Genomic DNA, 16,449 nt, shown 5'->3' with positions numbered 1-16,449 from the left:
TGGCCGGGCGGGTCCCGCTCACCCGGCGTTCCGCCGCCGGGCGATGTCCCGGGCGATCCGTTCGGCGGACCCGTCGGTCGCGTCACGTGCCGTACCGAACTCCGCCGGGGTGGGGGGCACCGTCTCGCCCAGCCGGGCGAGCAGCACCGTGACCGCGACGAGCACGGGCAGCGCCGTGACCGCGACGAGGCCGGGGTCGGGGTCGGGGCCGATCCCCACGACCGCTGAGCGGAACTCGTCCGCGGTGACCGGCGCGGCCCCCGCGAGGGCGGCGTCGACAGTCCCCAGGAGCGTCACCTGCCCCTCCAGCGCGGTCGGATAGTCCTGGACCCCCTGGACACCCCCGCCCAGCGTGTCCACGGCACGCCACAACTCGGCGCCCGTCAGCGCGCCGTGACCGTTCAGGACCCTGGGGACGTCGACCCGGGCGCGCAGATGGTCGCGGACGCGCGCGGCGAGGGTGTCGGCCGCCCGCGCCAGCAGGGCCGCCCGGTCGAGGTCGGCACCCGGATGCAGGAACAGCGGGGGCAGCAGGTCCGACAGGGCCGGGGCGAGCCCGTACGGGAAGGGGATCATCCGCCCGTCCGCCGGGCGGTCGAGCAGCCGGGCGACCTCCGGGAGGGCGTGCCGCAGAGCGAGGATGTGGGCCGGGGCGTCGGGGTGGAGGTACTGAGGGATGCGGCCCAGATCGGCGACGGCCTCGGGCGGCAGCAGCAGCGGGTTCGCCACGGCCATGGCCTCGGGCGCGGTGATCGGCGGCTCGTGCAGCAGAGCCATGGCCTCGTCGTGGGTGGCGTCCCTGACCCCGACCGTTCTGTCCGGGCGTTCCTCCTCCAGGAGGTGGACGGGCGCGCCGGTGCCGTCGGTGAGGATGTGGTGCGGCGGGCGGCCGTCGTGGTGCGTCCGGGTCACCTGCACGGGCCGGCCCAGGATCCGGGCGACCTCCTCGTAGCGCTGGACCACCTCGTCGACCGTCGCCGGCGGGCCGAACCGGGCGATCACCTCGGTCAGTGTCCGGGCGGGTGAGAGCGGCCCGGACGGTCCGGTCGGTCCGGCTGGCCCGGCCGGTCCGGCCTGCTGGTCCGCCCCGCCCGCACCCGTCGCCCCGCCCGCACCCGCCGCCGGGTCCGTGCCCGCCCACCCGGTACGCCGCAGAGCGGCCGTCACCTCCGCCCGGAACACGGCGTCGTTCATCACCTCCAGCACCTGCGGGATCGCACGGGCACGCGCGCGGAAGTCGGCGAAGCCGTCGGAGTCGGTCCACCCGCGCAGTTCGACGAGCACGGCGAGCAGGGCCGTGTAGCGAACCCGGTCGGCGAAGGTGAGGGGCAGTTTGCCCCTTTCCCAGGTCTGGATCGTCGCGGGCCTGAGCCCCTGGTGCACCACATTCGCGAACTCGGTCCATGGAATGCCGCCGTCGGCGTCCGGATCGATGTCGTCGAAGCGCAGATCCGCCCGTTGCTGCCGGGTGAGCAGCCGCAGGATGTCCCCGAGGATCTCGTGCTCGGCGAGGAACACGAACATCCGGGGCTCCGGCGCGGACGGCCCGGCGTCCACCGCCTCGCCCGGCTCCGCCTCGGCGGGACCCGGGGACGGTTCCGGGAGCGGGGGCGGGTCCGCGGTGGGGTCACTGACCAGGAGCGCGGCGGTGAGCCGTGCCCGGAAGGGCCCGTCTTCCATCCAGCGCCGTACGCCCGGCAGCGCGCTCGCGTTCCGGTGGAACTCGCTGAACCTCGGGCGGTCGTGCAGCCTGCGCAGTTCCGCGAGAACGGCGAACATCGCCAGATAGTGCTCGCGGACACCGGCGTCGGCCGGGTTCTTGCCCTTCTGCCAGGTCTTGAGCCCGGTGGTGCTGGCGGCACCGCCGAGCGCCCCGGCGAGGGCATCGAAGGGAATGCCCGAGCGACGGCCCCTGCCGCTGCCCCGCAGTTCGTCGCGGTGGCTCGCCGTGAGCAGACCCAGGGCGGTCGCGACGGCGTCGGCGTCCGAGCGGAAGGGGTCGGACTGCCAGGGGCCGACCTGCTGACCGGCGCTGTCCACGGGTTCCGTGGCCAGCCAGTGGCCCGGTCGGTGGCCGAGCAGGACATGGGGGTGGGCGGGATCGCCGTACGCCGAGCGTCCGATTCCCCCCGTGGTCAGGTCCCTGACGTCGATCCGGAGACCGAGGGCGAACGCGGCGACGGCGGGGGTGAGGTCCGCGGCCTGGACGGTCCAGAGTCCGGTGGTGCGGATGTCGGCGATGATCTGCTGACGGAGCGGGTCGGTCAGCGGCTCGCCCTGTGTGTCCACGGAAGCGTCGAAGTCGGTGGTCCAGCGTCCCCGGCCCGGGGCCGCCAGCTCGGCCTGGAGATAGTCCGCCATCACCCGCCGCAGCTCGGCCGGTGTGCTGTTGAGCTGCGCCGTGACATTGAGGGCGTGATAGAAGCAGTCGCCGTCCCGTCCGACATCCCGCAGCCGCCGCTGCTCGGCCTCCACCTCGGCGGACAGCAGGGCCGGCAGCTGCTTGCGGGGGCCGGCGTAGCGACGGGTGGCGGGTGGGTCGGTGAGGGCGTCGACGGTGAGGGAGCGGCGGCTGTTCCCGAGTGCCGCGGGGCGGACGCTTCCGTCGGGCCCGACGACCGCGGCCAGGGTGTCCCCGGGAGCGTCGTCCGGCTCCCGCGCGCTGACGCGGGGCCCGCCCTCGGCCTGCATCTCGACCCAGCGGACCGCGCCGCCCTCGATCCGGTGGGCGGCGAACGCGTGTCCGAGGCCCTCCCTGCTCTGTCTGAGGATCAGGGCGGTGGAGCCGGGGTCGACGCGCCCGAGGGCGGTTGTCACATCGCTCCAGCGGGTGACGGCGGCCCAGCCGGGGCCGGGGAGCAGCGACAGGTCGGCTCTGCGGGTGCCGATGTGGATGTCGTCCTGATGGGTGGCCGGACGCGGCCCGGGGCCCCCGGGGACACGGTCGGCCCGGGAGAAGAGACCGGTGTCATCGGTGGGATGGAGCTGATGGAGGAGGTGGCGCAGGAGGAGGACGCAGTTGATGGCGGTGAGGGGGGTGGGTGGGGTGGGTGCGGCATCGGCGGGGGTGCGGGATGCCGTGTCAGGGGTGTCCGTGGTGTCGGTGAAGGGGGCGGGGAAGGGGCTGTCGTCGTCGGTACGGGACTGTGCGGCGTCGTGCTGTCTGCGGGCGGAGTCCGCCGCCGCGAGCATGGCGGCGTTCAGCCGGTTCTCGTCGAAGACGGGGGCCGCCGGGGCATGGGGGCGCGGGCCGTCCGCACGCGGACGCGGAACGTCGGTCGCCGCGCCCAGCAGCGTGCGGAACACGGATTCGCCCCGGGCGGGAGCGCCGGGCGCCTGGGCCACCGGGGACGGGTGGCCGAGGGGGCGGAGGACCGGTCCCGTCCGGAAGACGCGGACGAGGTCCGCGAGATCGTCCGCGCCGAGCACCGGGGTGTCGTCGTGCGGCTGACGGCCCCCGGTGAGGGAGCCGTCCACGTCGATCCTGGGGGACCAGGGGCGGTCGCGGAAGAGGTACCCCTTGGCGAAGTAGCGGTCGGAGAGACCGACGAAGTGCAGGAACTCGTGAAGCAACTGATCGTCCGTCAGCCTTTCGCCCCGGGGGTCCCGCAGATGCAGCTCGGTCGTGGTGATCGGGCCCCGGCCCCCGTGCACCCGGACCACATGGTGTGCCCCCCGCCGCCCGGGAAGGAACTCCACGTTGAGCTGGAAGACGGACGTGTCCGGCAGCCTGAGTCCGGCGGAGTTGACCCGCTGGTGCACGGTCCGGGTCACCCGCTCCTGAAGCGACAGGATGTCGGTGTCCGTGACCGCCTCTCCGGGCCGGTCCGCCGTCCCGCGTGCCAGATGGACCCGGACCGTGGCATCGCTGACCCAGGTGCCGGACCGCAGTTGCAGGACCCGCGCGTCGAACCGAATCAGATTCCTCGCCCCGGCGAGCCTGCCCTCCTCGTACGGCCCGCCGCGCCGGGGGTCGAAACTCTCGGTACGGATCGGCGCCGGGGTCGCGGTGGCACGCAACGCCCCGAGCGGGTCGGGAGGGAGCGGGACGTGGACGCCGGGGGGAAGACCGCCCTCGTTCCACAGGGCGCCGCTGTCCGGGTACGGAAGGGACCAGGCCCCCGGGGTGCCCCCGACGACATCCATGCCGTCCTCGTCGTCACGGGTGCCGCCCCGCAGGCCGTCCCGAGGGCCGTCCCGTAGGTCGTCGTCGGAGGCGTAGGGGGAGTCGGTCATGTCCTCGTCCCCGCTGGAGTGCTCGTCGGGGGATTCCTCGGGGGTCGTCTCGCCGGCCGAGTCCTCGTCGGGGACGAAGTCGGCGTCCACGGGCGGGAACAGCGCCGCGAAACGGTCGTAGTGGGTCTCGGTCAGCAGGCGGCGCGCGGCGAGCGTGAAGTCCGGCCGCTCGTCCAGGAATCCCTGCATCGCTCCGTGCCGGGCGACCTCGTCCCTGAGCCGCCGGAAGACGTCCGCGGGTGGGTGCTGCCGGGGCACCGCGGCGAGGATGCCCTCCAACTCGCGTGCCAGTTCCCGGCGTTGCGCCCGGATGTGCTGGCGGTACAGCCGGTTCGCGTTCTTCAGCACCTTGGCATGGCCGTCCTGCCACGACCGGATCAGCGGCTGGTCGGGGAACGGGAAGCTGGGGGAATGCGCCTCGCTGTAGAGCAGCGTGGGTTCCAGCGGCAGCGCGGGCGCGAAGGAACGCCAGGCGTGCGGGCGCGCCCGGAGGTCGGCCCACAACTGCTGGTGCACCTGGGCCAGGGAGCCCTGGTAGTGGCGGTAGGCGCCGTCCTCGGTCGGCATGCCCAGGGCCTGCATCCAGGCACCGACGGTCAGTGGTCCGCGCCCGAGTGACGGATCGAGCACGATGGACACGGCCCGTCTGTCGGGGAGCAGCGCTCTGACCACCGGTGCCACATGAAACGGCCAGGTCACCCGGCCCGGGGCCGTGGGCGTGGCGTTCCGGGCCGTCGGCGTCGTCACGTTCAGCGCGGGCCCGCCGGTCCGCGCGGCGTACACCTTGAGCGGCAGCACGCCCCAGCGCATGAGCTGGAGGCTCCACAGATAGGAGCGGTCGATACAGCCATCCTCGGGGTGCCCCGTCGTGACTGGGACCGTCCCGTGCCGGTAGTGCTCGAAGGTGACATCGGCCAGTTGCCGGTACCACTGGGCGACCTGGACCATCGGCACCGGCGCGCTGTCGTGGTGGCCGAGCGCGTCGGAGGTCTGGGCCGCGTAGGCCGGCCACGCCCGGGAGAGCAGCGGGCGCATCGCCGTGCCGTACCGCCGCGCCCAGGACGTCTCGACCGCCCACACCTTGCGCAGGTCACGGTCCAGGCTCCGCAGCAGGTCCAGCGCCCGCTCCGGGTCGTCCCGGGTGAACGCGTCGCGCACCTGGGCCGTGAACTCCACCACCGCCGGCAGATCCGGCTCGTCGCGCGCCTGCCGGGCCGCCATGTGGGGCAGTGCCTCCCCGACGGGGCGGGAGTCGCCGGCCAGACCGAGACGACGGGTCACCAGCGGAAGGTCCGCGAGGTCCAGCCTCCCTTGCTCCGCCGCGTGGTTGAGGTCGGTGGCCAGATCGGTCCCGGTCACCTCGTGGTACTGGGTCCGCAGCGCGTCGGGAGTGAGCAGGGACGGCGTGGAGGACCACCGGTTGACGAGGGTCAGCAGCGCGCCGGTCTGGAGCGGCTCGGTATGGAGGATCCGCGCGATGTCCTCGGCGTACAGGCGCTGAGCGGCGACCTGCTCGGGTGTCCGGCCGGATGCCCGGTCGGGAGCGTCGTCGGAGGTGTGCTCCGGCTGGAGGGTCTGCTCCGGCCGGAGGGACGCCGCGCCGGGAGTCTCTTCGGAGGGGGAGGGGCCTTCGCGGGGTGTGCGCGTCGGGCGGGAGGGGCCTTCGCCGGATGCGTACGTCGGCCGGGAGGGTCCCTCGCCGGGTGTGCGCGTCGACCGTGACGGTCCTTCGCCGGGTGCGTGACCGCGTGCGTGACCGCGTCCGGAGGACGATTCGGCCGGGGGCCGCCCGGGGGTGTCGTCCTCGTCGGGTGTCCAGGCCGGTGGCGCGGAGGGGGACGTCCAGGCCGGTCCGGGGGCCGTGTCCCGGACGCCGTCGCGTCGGCCGGGTGGGCCGGGGGAGTCGGCGCCGGGGGCCGGGAGGGCGGGGGCGACGGTCACGAACGGGGTCCGTCCCGCGGCGTCCACCAGTTCACCGATGCTCCGCCAGGACTCCGACCGGGTCAGCGGCATCGCCGTCTCACCGGGCCGCAGCATCCGGGCGTCCGTGACGATCTCCCCCAGCCGCCAGCGGGGCCGGGGGACACGGCCCGGCCTGTCGAGCGTGAGGAACTCGTGGGCGCGCGCCGGAAGGAGCGCCGGGGTCAGTTCGTCGTAGGCCCGGTTTCCCGGCATGGGCCGGAGTCCGTGGGTGGTGATGCTCCTGACCCTGGCGCTGAGGTCCGGGGTGCGGGCCACGAACTCCAGCAGCGCCGCCCCGGCCGCGTCGGGATCGGAGAGCGAGCGCAGAGCGGGGGTGATCAGCGTGAAACGCAGGTCGCCCGCGCGGTTGAACAGCTCCCGTACGAGGGTCGCCGCCGCCCTGACGAGGATGTCGAGCCCTTCGGGACTGTCGGGCGGGACGGCGGTGCGGGCGAAATCGGTGTTCCACGCCCCGTCGCTGGTGTCGTCGACCGCGTCGAAGCCCGGTGCGTCGGTGATGGCGTCCGGCGGCATACCGGTCCGCCAGATGACCGTGTCCCGGCGGGTTCTCAGCAGCGGTGTCGCCATCATCGAGTCCCAGGCGGCCGGCGGGCCCTCCAGCCGTGCTACGTCGTCGGCGAGTTCCCCTCCGGCCGCCGCGAGCGTGGCGAGGGTCGGGTCGCGATCCGTGTGCACCAGGGCCCGCTGATCGAGCCGGTAGTTCTGGCGGATCGTCTCCAGATAGTCGTGGACGGCCCGGTGCTGCCGGGGGGCGACGAGAACGTCGTTGCTGCCGTTCGGGGAACCGAGCAGATCGGAGTCCGCGAGGCCGTCGGTGAGACTCCGCAGCGGGTCCACCCCGATCAGCAGGGACAGATCGCCGTCCAGGTAGATCCCGCCGAAGCGGTGCACGATCTCCAGTCTGAGGATGTCGGAGGCCGCCGCGTAGCCGCGTCCCGTCTGCCGGATGTGTTCCGTGGCGTACTCGGCCCGCAACCGCATCGGGGCGTCGCTGGTGAAGATCTCGTCGGGGTGGACGAGCCGGATGCCCCGGTGCCTGGCCCAGCGCAGCATGTCGTGCACGGCCGGGGCGCTGCTCGGGTCCCGCCCGGCCGCCGTGAACGCCGCGCGGGGGACGTCCGTGAACAGGACGGTCGTGAGGCCGCGTCCGAAGCCGGTGGCGACCTCCGCCAGACGCCGTCGGACATCGCCCATCGCTCCGCGGCCGGTGAGCGGTCCGCCGAGCCAGATCGCGTACCGCACCAGGGGGACCGGGCCGCCGGCGGTGGGGAGGGTGGCTCCCCCGGAGAACCTCTCCGGTGCCAGCCGCCTGGTCGGCGCGCTCCGCGTCATGCTGAGCCGGCTGAAGAAGTCGCCCACCCCGCCCGGCGGGAGGGCGTCGTGGTCGAAGCCCTGGAGGAAGGGCGGCGGGGCGGGCTCCGAGCGCAGCCCGAACAGATCCGGCCCCAGCGGCCCCGCGCCGTCGCGGACTTCGGCTGCGTCGCCTGCCGCGTTGGATGCCGCGCCTGCCTTGGATGTCTCGGGTGTCGCGCCTGCCTTGGATGTCTGTGCTGACTGTGCTGACTGGGGTATCTGGGGTGTCTGGGGTGTCACCTTCGCGAAGAGCCGGTCGACCAGTTGCGCGGGGCGCAGCTCCACCTGGATCGCGACGCCGCGTGGGCCGTCCGCCGACCGCAGGTCCACCGGGAAGTCGGAGGGCAGCACCTGGCGCCGCCACCGGCCGGGCGGGGGGATCAACGAGCCCAGCCTGACGCGCAGTTCACGGGCGACCGCGCGGGCGCGTTCGTCGCCGTTGAAGCCGGAGAAGAGCTTGTTCTTCTTGCCGTAGCCCACGATGACGATGTGGGGGCGGTAGCGGCCGGGCTCCGGGTCCCGGAAGCTGTGGTCGGCGACGTACCCGGCCGCCGACGCGATCCGGGCCGGGTCGGCGATCTCGGTGCTGCCCCGCTGGAAGGGCACCCAGAAGGTCTCCGTCGTACCGAGGGGCGGGGAGTGCACGGGGGCCGCCGGGCCGGGAGGGCGGGGCTGGGTCCCGCCCTCCGGCTCCTGCCCCTGGCCCTGGCCCTCACGCGGGCCGACCGGCACACCTCCGGGGTGCCCCGGGGCGAAACGCAGGAATCGGGGCGCGGACGTTCCCCCCTCCCCGCCGGTCGTCACGATCACGTCGGTCGCCAGCAGCTCGGCCAGCGCCGACGCCTCCCGGTCCGAGGCCCTCGTCATCAGCACCGGGGTGGAGTACGGGGCTGCCCGGCGGATCAAGTCCGCCAGCTCCTGAGGGGAGACCGCCCGGGATCCGGCCCGCATCCTGCCGTCACCGTCACCGTCACCGTCACCGTCATCAACAGCGACGCGGTCACGGTCACCGTCACTATGGCCGTGGACGAACACCTCGCTCGCCGCCGAGTGCGTGCCCTCGGCGAAGACCGGGAGCCCGGCCGGGAGCCCCGCCTCCTGCCAGGGCGGGGCGCCCCGGCCGTCGTGCAGCCAGATACCGAAACGGCGGCCCCGCTCCGACACGACGACCGACTCGCTCAGCGGGCCCGAGCCGGGCCGCTGCCGTACCGTGCTCCGGTCCGGACCGCTGGAGAGCGGAACAGTGCCGAACCAGCGGCCCTGGACACGGGCGAGCGTGACGGCTCGACCGGCCCCGTGATGCGCTCGCCTGATGCCGAACGGCGTGGAGTCGACCACGTCGAGGCTCAGGCCGTAGTAGTGCGCGGCGATCCGGGGCACCAGCGGATTCCATCGCGCGTCCCATCGGCCCTCGGTGGCCATGTCGTCGATGAACCGCCGTCGCGCGCTGTCCCGTGCGCCCCCGGTGGCCTGCGGGGCGACGACGGGATCGATGTCCCGCCAGATGCTCCGTTCCGCCGTGTCGAGCTGGTCGGCCAGGAACCCGGCGAGTTCCCGGCGGGTCTCCCGCACCGAGGTGGTCAGGGCGGCGCTGATGACCAGGGACGAGAAGAACGGGTCACCGTTCCCGTCGACGGGGTCCTCGGCGGGCACGAGGCCTTCCTCACGCAGCCGATCCCGCAGCCGGTCGTGGACACCGAGGAGGGCGGACCCTCGTCCGGGCGTCCCGGTGAGATCGTCCGGCCCGTCGGTGGGCTGTGGTCTGCGGGCGCCGTAGCCGGTGCTGGCGGGCGGGTCGGTGAGCGCGGTGACCGTGGCGGGAGCGGCCGTCGGGTCCGGGAGCCGGTTCACGACCCGGCCGTCCGGGCCGAGGAGGACCGCCCGGGTGTGACCGGGGTCGAGAGCGGGCGGGTTCGTGTGGACACGCTCCCCTTGCGGCGCCTGCATCTCGATCCAGCGGGGCCCGTCACTGGTGTGGTGGACGGCGAAGGCGTGCCCCACGCCGGTGGGGTAACTGGTCAGCACCAGGGCGGTGGAGCCCGCGCCCGTACCGACGAGGGCGGTTTCGAGGTCCGGTGCGGAGGTGACGGGCATCCAGCCGGGGCCCGCGGCCAGACGCTGACGGGTGTGCGCCGCGCCGAGCGCGGTATCGGGATCGGTCGCCGCGCCCAGGACGAGGCCGCGCTCGGTCCGGTCCGTGCCGAGGGCGAGGTCGTCCACCGGGACGGCGGGCCGGACGCCACTGCCGGGCAGGTCGCGTCCGAGCACCCGGAGTGCGTCGGCGGCGCCGGGGTGGAGCCGGCGGGTGAGGTCCTCCAGCAGGATCACACAGTTGAGGAGCTTCGCCGCGGGGCGGGGAGGGACGGCGACGTCCCCGGACGTGGGCGCGGGCTCCGCCGGCGGGAGCCGGGTGAGCGGGACGGTGGTGGAGGGGTCGGGAGTGGAGGGGTCGGTTGCCGAGGGGGAAGGGACGGTGGTGGAGGGGTCGGTCGGCGAGGGGGAGGGCGCCGACGGATCGGGCGCGGCGGAGAGGACGGGGGCGGAGGGGACGGGAGGGGTGCCGAGCCGGTTCGCCGAGGCGGCGGCTGCCTTGTCCACCAGCTCACTCAGGCTCCGTTCGTCATGGACCGGCCACGACGCCCGGCCCTCGTTCCCCGGAGCGGGGGCCGACGGGACCGGGCCTCCGGTGGGCTCGTGGTCGCCGGTGGCATCGGTGCGCACGGTGCTGCTCGTGGTCGTCGAACCGAAGGTCTCCGTGCTGGTGACGCCGACGCTGCCGCTGTTGCTGTCGGAATCCGAGTCCGAGTCCGAGTCGGTGCCGCTGACGCTGGTCGCGGTGTCGGTGCGGAAGGCGAAGGGGTCGCCGCCCGTGCCGAGGTGGCGGGGAGCAGGGGGTTGCGCGGGGGCGTCCGGGCGGTGGACGGCGGTGCTCTGGCGCTGGGCGTCCTGCCGTTGCGCGTCCTGAGGCTGGTCGGCGTGGGGCCGGTGCATCTGGAGCCGGTGTTCTTGGGCCCGGTGTTGCGGGGGCGCCGGGGGCACGCCGGTCTCACCGATCCGGTGAGGAGAGGGAAACGTCAGGCCGGAGTGGGGACGACCGGCGTGCGGGCCGTCCGCACGCTCACTGTCCCCCGCCGAGCCGACCCGCTCCGCCACGCTGTCGGGTCCGGGTCCGGTGCCCGTCCCGGCGCCGCGCGGGTCCGGCGTCGAGATGTCGGCCGACGGGGCGTTGAACACCGTCGGAATGAGCGTCGGCATGTCCGGCACATCCATCGTCCCGGTGCTGAACACATCGTCCATGGGACGGAGCAGGTCGCCCAAGGAAGGCATACCACCGCCGTTCCTTCCACCCGTGGAAGCGTCCCCCGCGAACGTGGCCGCGCCCGCGCCCGCACCCGTGGTCACGGGCGTAGCCGTAGCCGAAGCCGTGGTCGTGCTCATGGTCCTGACCACGGACGAGGATGAACCACCGGCCTCGGGCGGAGCCCAGTCGGTGGCGTTGATCGAGGAGAGCAGCCCGAGCATCTCCGGGTCCAGCGTGGCATCGGGGCGCTTGAACTTGTCCGCCAGCCAGCTCGCGCCCATGTCGAAGCCCTCCGCGGCGCGTTCACTGGACATCGAGGTGAAGAACGCCCCGACACCGCTCACCATGAACTGCTTGAGCGTGATCGCGTTGTAGACCAGCTCCGAACCGACCCCGATGATTCCGTCCCCGATGCCGTGCAGGGCGAACGACAGCACCTTGCCGCCCCAGTTCCGCGTCCCGAACGCGTCCGCCACCGAGGTGGACATCGCCCGCACCACACCGTCCCCGAACAGACCCGAGAACCGTCCGTCCAGCACCGACCGCAGCTCACCCGCCAGCCCCGCGCCCGACAGACCGTCCAGGAAGGCGCGCGCCCAGTCCGCCCCCAGCGTCCGCGCCGGTCCGCCGCCCAGGTCGTCGCCGAACCGGCCCGCGAACAGCGCCCCCATGTCCCGGGCGAACGCCTCGCGCACACCGTCCGGAGCGGCGCCCCGCGCGAGCAGATCGCTCACCTGGGTGAGCCGGTCGGCGAAGCCCCGCGCGAACAGCCCGTCCGCACCGCCCGCGCCCCCGCCCCAGCCGGCCGGGAGGCCGCCCCCGCTGAAACCGCCCGGGGCGTCCCCGGGCCGGGGTGGCGGCAGCGGCCTCGGAGTCCCGCCCACCGGGTCGTCCCCGGCGCCGTCGGCCGCGTTCCTCGCCGGGTTCTTGGGGTTGTCCGGAAGCGGACGGTTGGCCAGCGCCTTTTCCAGGTCGTCGAAGAGCCGGTCACCCGCCCCTCGGTGCATCCGCTTGATCAGGCTCTGTGCCAGCCAGGACGCCCCGAACTGCACCGGCACCGCCACGAATCCGGCCACCGCCCCGAAGGCGACCGCCTGCGTCAGATAGGTCTTCCCCTTCGTCGTGGTGAGGCCCCGTCCGGCCAGCATCCACTGCGTGAGGCGGTCCATCGCCACCGCCAGCCCGATCTGGATGACCTGCTGCGAGGCGATGGCCGCGAGAACCTTGAACACCAGGCTGTTCAGGATGTTCCGGTACAGCGCCCGCAGCATCGCCTGCCGGACCATCGCCCCGAACGGATTCCAGATCGCCATGATGAACGTGGCGGCGAACTCCACCAGGAACAGGGCCAGTTGCAGCAGGATCATCAGATTCGTGTACTCGACCTGGTAGGCGGACTCCTCCGAGAAGTCCCCGAGCTGCCGCGCCGCGTTGCGCAGCCCCTCCAGCGCCGACCGCCCCTCGGGCGAGGCCAGCGTCAGCATCGCCTCCCGGTAGGCGTCGGAGAACTGTCCGTTCGACTGCTCCGACACCGACTGCGCCACCCGCACCACCAGCTCCTGCACCTGCACGAGCTGCTGCTCCAGCTCCCGCTGCGGAACGACCAGAAACGCACGCATCAACGCCGGGTCGGCGTCCGGCATCTGCTGGCCGGTCAAGACCAGAAAGAGACCGTTCAGGGAGTCCGCGTCCACGGAAGGACGTTAGTTCCCCGAGGCCACGGCACCCCGTCCGCCGCCCGGACGCTCTCACCAATGAACCTCGACGCTGCACGATCAGGTAGCCGGCCCGGCACACTCCTCCGGCCGGGGGAAACTCCGGCGAGAGACACGCGGCCCGGTCCCGGTGCGTGGTGCCCACCGCCCGCCCCGGCCGCGCCTCCACCGTCCCTCTACCGCGCCCCCGTCCCCCCGTACGCCGTCAGAAACCGGTCACGGAACGCGTCCATCCCCCACACCGGGGCGTCACCGGCCGGTTTCAGCCCTTGCGTCCACTCCCACCCGGCGATCCGGTCGAGCACCTTCTCGTCCTTGGCGACGATCGTGATCGGCACATCCTTGCCGCCCCGCCCGTCGGTGACCGCCGGGACGGGCTGATGGTCACCGAGGAAGACCATCACGGTGTTCTCGTCGCCGTACCGTTCGAGCCACTGGACGAGGGAGGTCAGCGAGTAGGCGATGGAGTCCCGGTACGCGGTCCGCAGACGGCCGGAGTCGCGCAGCACCTCCTCGGGGTCGTCACCCTCCTCCGCCATCGCGTGGAAGGCCGAGCCGTCCCCGAGGTCGTCCCAGTCCAGCATCCTGGTCTGCGGCACCCAGGGGTTGTGGCTGGAGGCGAGGATGATCTCGGCCATCACCGGACGCCGGTCCGCGACGCCGTGCTCCAGCCGCTCGAACGCCTCCAGCGTGAACTGGTCCGGCACCGGCGTCCAGCTGAAGTACGGGCCCTCATAGCCGAGCCGCTCCGAGTCGTAGATGTGGTCGAGTCCGAAGTAGGCGCCCTCCGGCCAGGCCCGGCGCACCCCCGGCACGATCCCTACCGTCCGCCAGGCCCCGCTGTCACGGAAGTAGCTGGTCAGGGTCGCCCGGTCGCCGCCGGTGAGGGTGCGGTAGCGCTGCTGGTTCTTGACCCAGAGCCCGGACAGAAAGGTGGAGTGGGCGAGCCAGCTCCCGGCGCCCGTCACCGGCGAGCGCAGCCAGCCGCTGCGCGCGCCGAACCCGGCCGCCGCCAGCGTCGCCGTCCCGTCGTCCAGGACGGTGCCGATGCGCTCACCGGTCGCCGGATGGTCGATCGCCGTCCGGCCGTAGCTCTCCACGAAGGTGAACAGGACGTCCTTGCCGCGCAGCCCGGTCAGCAGGTCCTCGGGCGGGGTGCCCGCGAACGCGTCGACGGCCGCCTCCCGTTCGAAGACCTTGGCGTCCCGCAGCCCCGCCCACACCTGCTCCACCCGGTTCCCCAGGAACTCGGTGTTCCCCTTGGTGGCGACCGGCACCCCGGCGATCTGCACCCCGAGCGTCACACAGGTGATCCAGGCGGTGCCGAGGACCATCGCGGTCCGGGTGGCGCGGTGCCGGTGACGGTCCATCAGCCGGGTGATCCGCACCATGGCCAGCGTCATCAGCACCAGCAGCGCCACCAGCAGCACCAGCACCCCGGCCACCACGAGCACCTGCCCCGAGCGCCCGAACGACTCCTTGAGATAGCCGGTCGCGTCGTCCAGCAGGACCCAGTCGAAGACCAGGTCGAACGGGCGGGCCAGCACCTGCTGGAAGCCCATGTCCAGGAACTTCAGCACCGTCACCAGACCGAGCACGGCCCCCGAGACCACCGCCGCGATCCGCCGCGCCCGCGCCGGAAGCGCCAGCAGCAGCCCCACGAGCAGAATCCCCTCCGCCGGAAGCCGCGCGAACGCCCCCACCGACAACCGATCGACCCGGTTGGGCATCAACAACGCCCCGAACAACAGCAACCCGGCGAGCACGGTCACCCCGACACCGATGCCGCGGGCGGTACGGGGATATCGGCGGCCCAGCCGGAACCGGCCGACCGCCGCCGCAGCACCCCCCTCGGCCTCCGGCCCGCCCGCGCCCTGTTGCCCCTCTGGCCGGCCCGCGCCCTGCTCCGCCTCCCGCCCGCCCGCACTCTCGGCCTCCGTCCCCTCATGGGCCTTCGCCTCCTCGTGGGAATCCGGCTCCTGGCGAGGGCGAGTGAAGAGCGACACCCTGGGGTCCTTCCGTGCGAGCCGATCCCGCGAGGGGCGGGGCGGGCGAGGCGGTGACGGCAGCGCGGACCCGCCCGGCCGGCCGGGCCCACCCCCCACAGATACGTCGCCGGGCCACCGGACGTTCACCCGCCGGGCCCCGTGTTCACCCACTCGCCGCGCGCCCCGCCACCTCCCGTACCCAGCAGGTCCGCGCCCTCACGCAACCGCAACTGCACCACGACCGCCCCCTGGTTGCCCGACCGGGCGTTGCCCCGTACCCGGAAGCCACGCTCGGGCCCCGAACACGACATCACCCTCGACAAGGTCCAGCCATGACCCGGTTCGCCGAGGCAGCCCCCGGCGCGCGGGCCGACCGCCATGTGGCTGGTCGGCGACCGCCCGCCGGAGTCCCGCCGCGCTCCCGCTCACTCCTCCCACGTGCCCCACGTGACCTGTCGGCCCCGGGACACGATCGCTAGGCTGGCCGCGGACGACGGAACCGGGAGGAGCACGGACGTGGCCGAGACCACCATCACCCACAAGCCGCTCACGGGATGGGACAAGCCGGAACTGGATCTGAGCAACGCCGAATGGCGGTCCAGCAGCCGGGGACGGGGGGATGTCCAGATCGCCTTCGTCGAGGGATTCATCGCGATGCGCAACAGTGGCCGCCCGGAGAGCCCTTCCTTGATCTTCACCCCCGCGGAGTGGGGCGCGTTCGTCTCGAACGCGAGGGAGGGCGAGTTCGACCTGACGTAGGACCCGCCGGTCCGAAGGGGGCCGCCGAACCCCCACGCACCCCGACATGCGAGCATGAAGCCGTTCCTGGACCGGTATCACCCGATACGGTCCAGGAGCGGATGGTCGTATTCCGGAGGTGAGGACCATGAGCAAGCTGCCGGTCATCGCGGCGGTCGACGGATCCGAGGACAGTCTGCGGGCCCTGGACTGGGCCGTGGACACCGCCCGGGGACGCGAGGCGCCCCTGAAGGTGGTCCATGTACGCCAGTACGCCGCCTGGACCCAGCCCGGCTCCCCGGTGGTCCTGCCGCCCGGCCCGGTCGAGGACGACGTCCTGGACGCCGCCCGCGACCACCTCGCCACCCTCACCGACGTCCCCGAGACCGAGTACCTCGGCGTGGACGGCGCGGTAGGGGTGGTCCTCCCCGAACTCGGCGACACCGCCCAGCTGATCGTCCTCGGCTCCCGGGGCCGAGGCGGCTTCGCCAGCCTGCTGCTCGGCTCCAACGGCATCGCCGTCTCCCGTGACGCCCCGTGCCCGGTCGTGGTCGTTCCGCGTCCGGGCCGCGAGGTGGACGACGCCCCCGAGGTCGAGCCCGGCCCCCGGGTGGTGGTCGGCGTGAAGGTCGACGGCCCCGACGACGCCGTCCTCGACTTCGCCTTCGCCGAGGCCGCCCGCCGGGGCGCCCGGGTCCACGCGGTCGCCACCTACCCCTGGCCCATCCAGGTCTGGACCACTCCGGCGGAGATCCTCCCCCCGGCCCTGGACCAGGACGCCATCGAGCAGGAGACCCGCACCCTCGCGGACGACCTCCTCGCCCCCCACCGCAAGAACCACCCCGACATCCGCGCCGACGCCTTCGCCGTCCCCGGCGACGCCGCAGCCGCGATCGTCGCCGCCTCCAAGGACGCCACGCTCACCGTGGTGGGCCGCCACCGCCGCCACCTGACGGCCCCGGCCCCCATGCTCGGCTCAGCAACCCAAGCAGTCCTCCTCCACGCGGCCTCCCCCATCGCGGTAATCCCCCAATCCCCCGAAGACGACTGACCACCACGCACCCGCACCCACCCCCCACCCCCAGCCAGGCACCACCCAGGGGCGCGGGGAACTGCGCAAACCCCACCACGGACC

4 protein-coding genes are annotated in these 16,449 nt (G+C 73.5%); 2 read left to right on the top strand and 2 right to left on the bottom strand.

Going from position 1 to position 16,449, the window contains the following annotated elements; translation table 11 throughout:
* Positions 1-18 precede the first annotated feature (18 nt).
* Together ABZX40_RS28955 and ABZX40_RS28950 are read right to left on the bottom strand one after the other, a co-directional pair.
* Positions 19-12,567, bottom strand: coding sequence for a protein-glutamine glutaminase family protein (locus tag ABZX40_RS28955; protein ID WP_355749608.1), 12,549 nt, complete (start codon positions 12,565-12,567; stop codon positions 19-21).
* A 197-nt stretch (positions 12,568-12,764) separates the two neighbouring features.
* Positions 12,765-14,318 (bottom strand): sulfatase, encoded by a 1,554-nt coding sequence (locus tag ABZX40_RS28950; protein WP_355749685.1) that lies wholly within the window; start codon positions 14,316-14,318, stop codon positions 12,765-12,767.
* 774 nt (positions 14,319-15,092) lie between these two features.
* Between ABZX40_RS28950 and ABZX40_RS28945 the strand changes: the two genes are divergently transcribed.
* Both ABZX40_RS28945 and ABZX40_RS28940 read left to right on the top strand, forming a co-directional pair.
* Positions 15,093-15,335, top strand: a complete 243-nt coding sequence (locus ABZX40_RS28945) for a DUF397 domain-containing protein (RefSeq protein ID WP_355749605.1) — start codon at positions 15,093-15,095, stop codon at positions 15,333-15,335.
* Positions 15,336-15,462: 127 nt separating this feature from the next.
* On the top strand, positions 15,463-16,365 hold the full coding sequence (locus tag ABZX40_RS28940) for a universal stress protein (protein ID WP_355749603.1): 903 nt from the start codon (positions 15,463-15,465) through the stop codon (positions 16,363-16,365).
* Positions 16,366-16,449: the final 84 nt, after the last annotated feature.

The organism is Streptomyces sp. NPDC004610 (genome assembly GCF_040609715.1).
GTDB lineage: Bacteria > Actinomycetota > Actinomycetes > Streptomycetales > Streptomycetaceae > Streptomyces.
Note: the sequence above shows the minus strand (reverse complement) of the source record. Positions and strands in the feature narration are given on the sequence as shown.

Bases quoted from the DNA above. Each gene is read 5' to 3' on its own strand.
- ABZX40_RS28950 (WP_355749685.1), bottom strand. From the start codon at position 14,318: ATGCCCAACCGGGTCGATCGGTTGTCGGTGGGGGCGTTCGCGCGGCTT.
- ABZX40_RS28940 (WP_355749603.1), top strand. From the start codon at position 15,463: ATGAGCAAGCTGCCGGTCATCGCGGCGGTCGACGGATCCGAGGACAGT.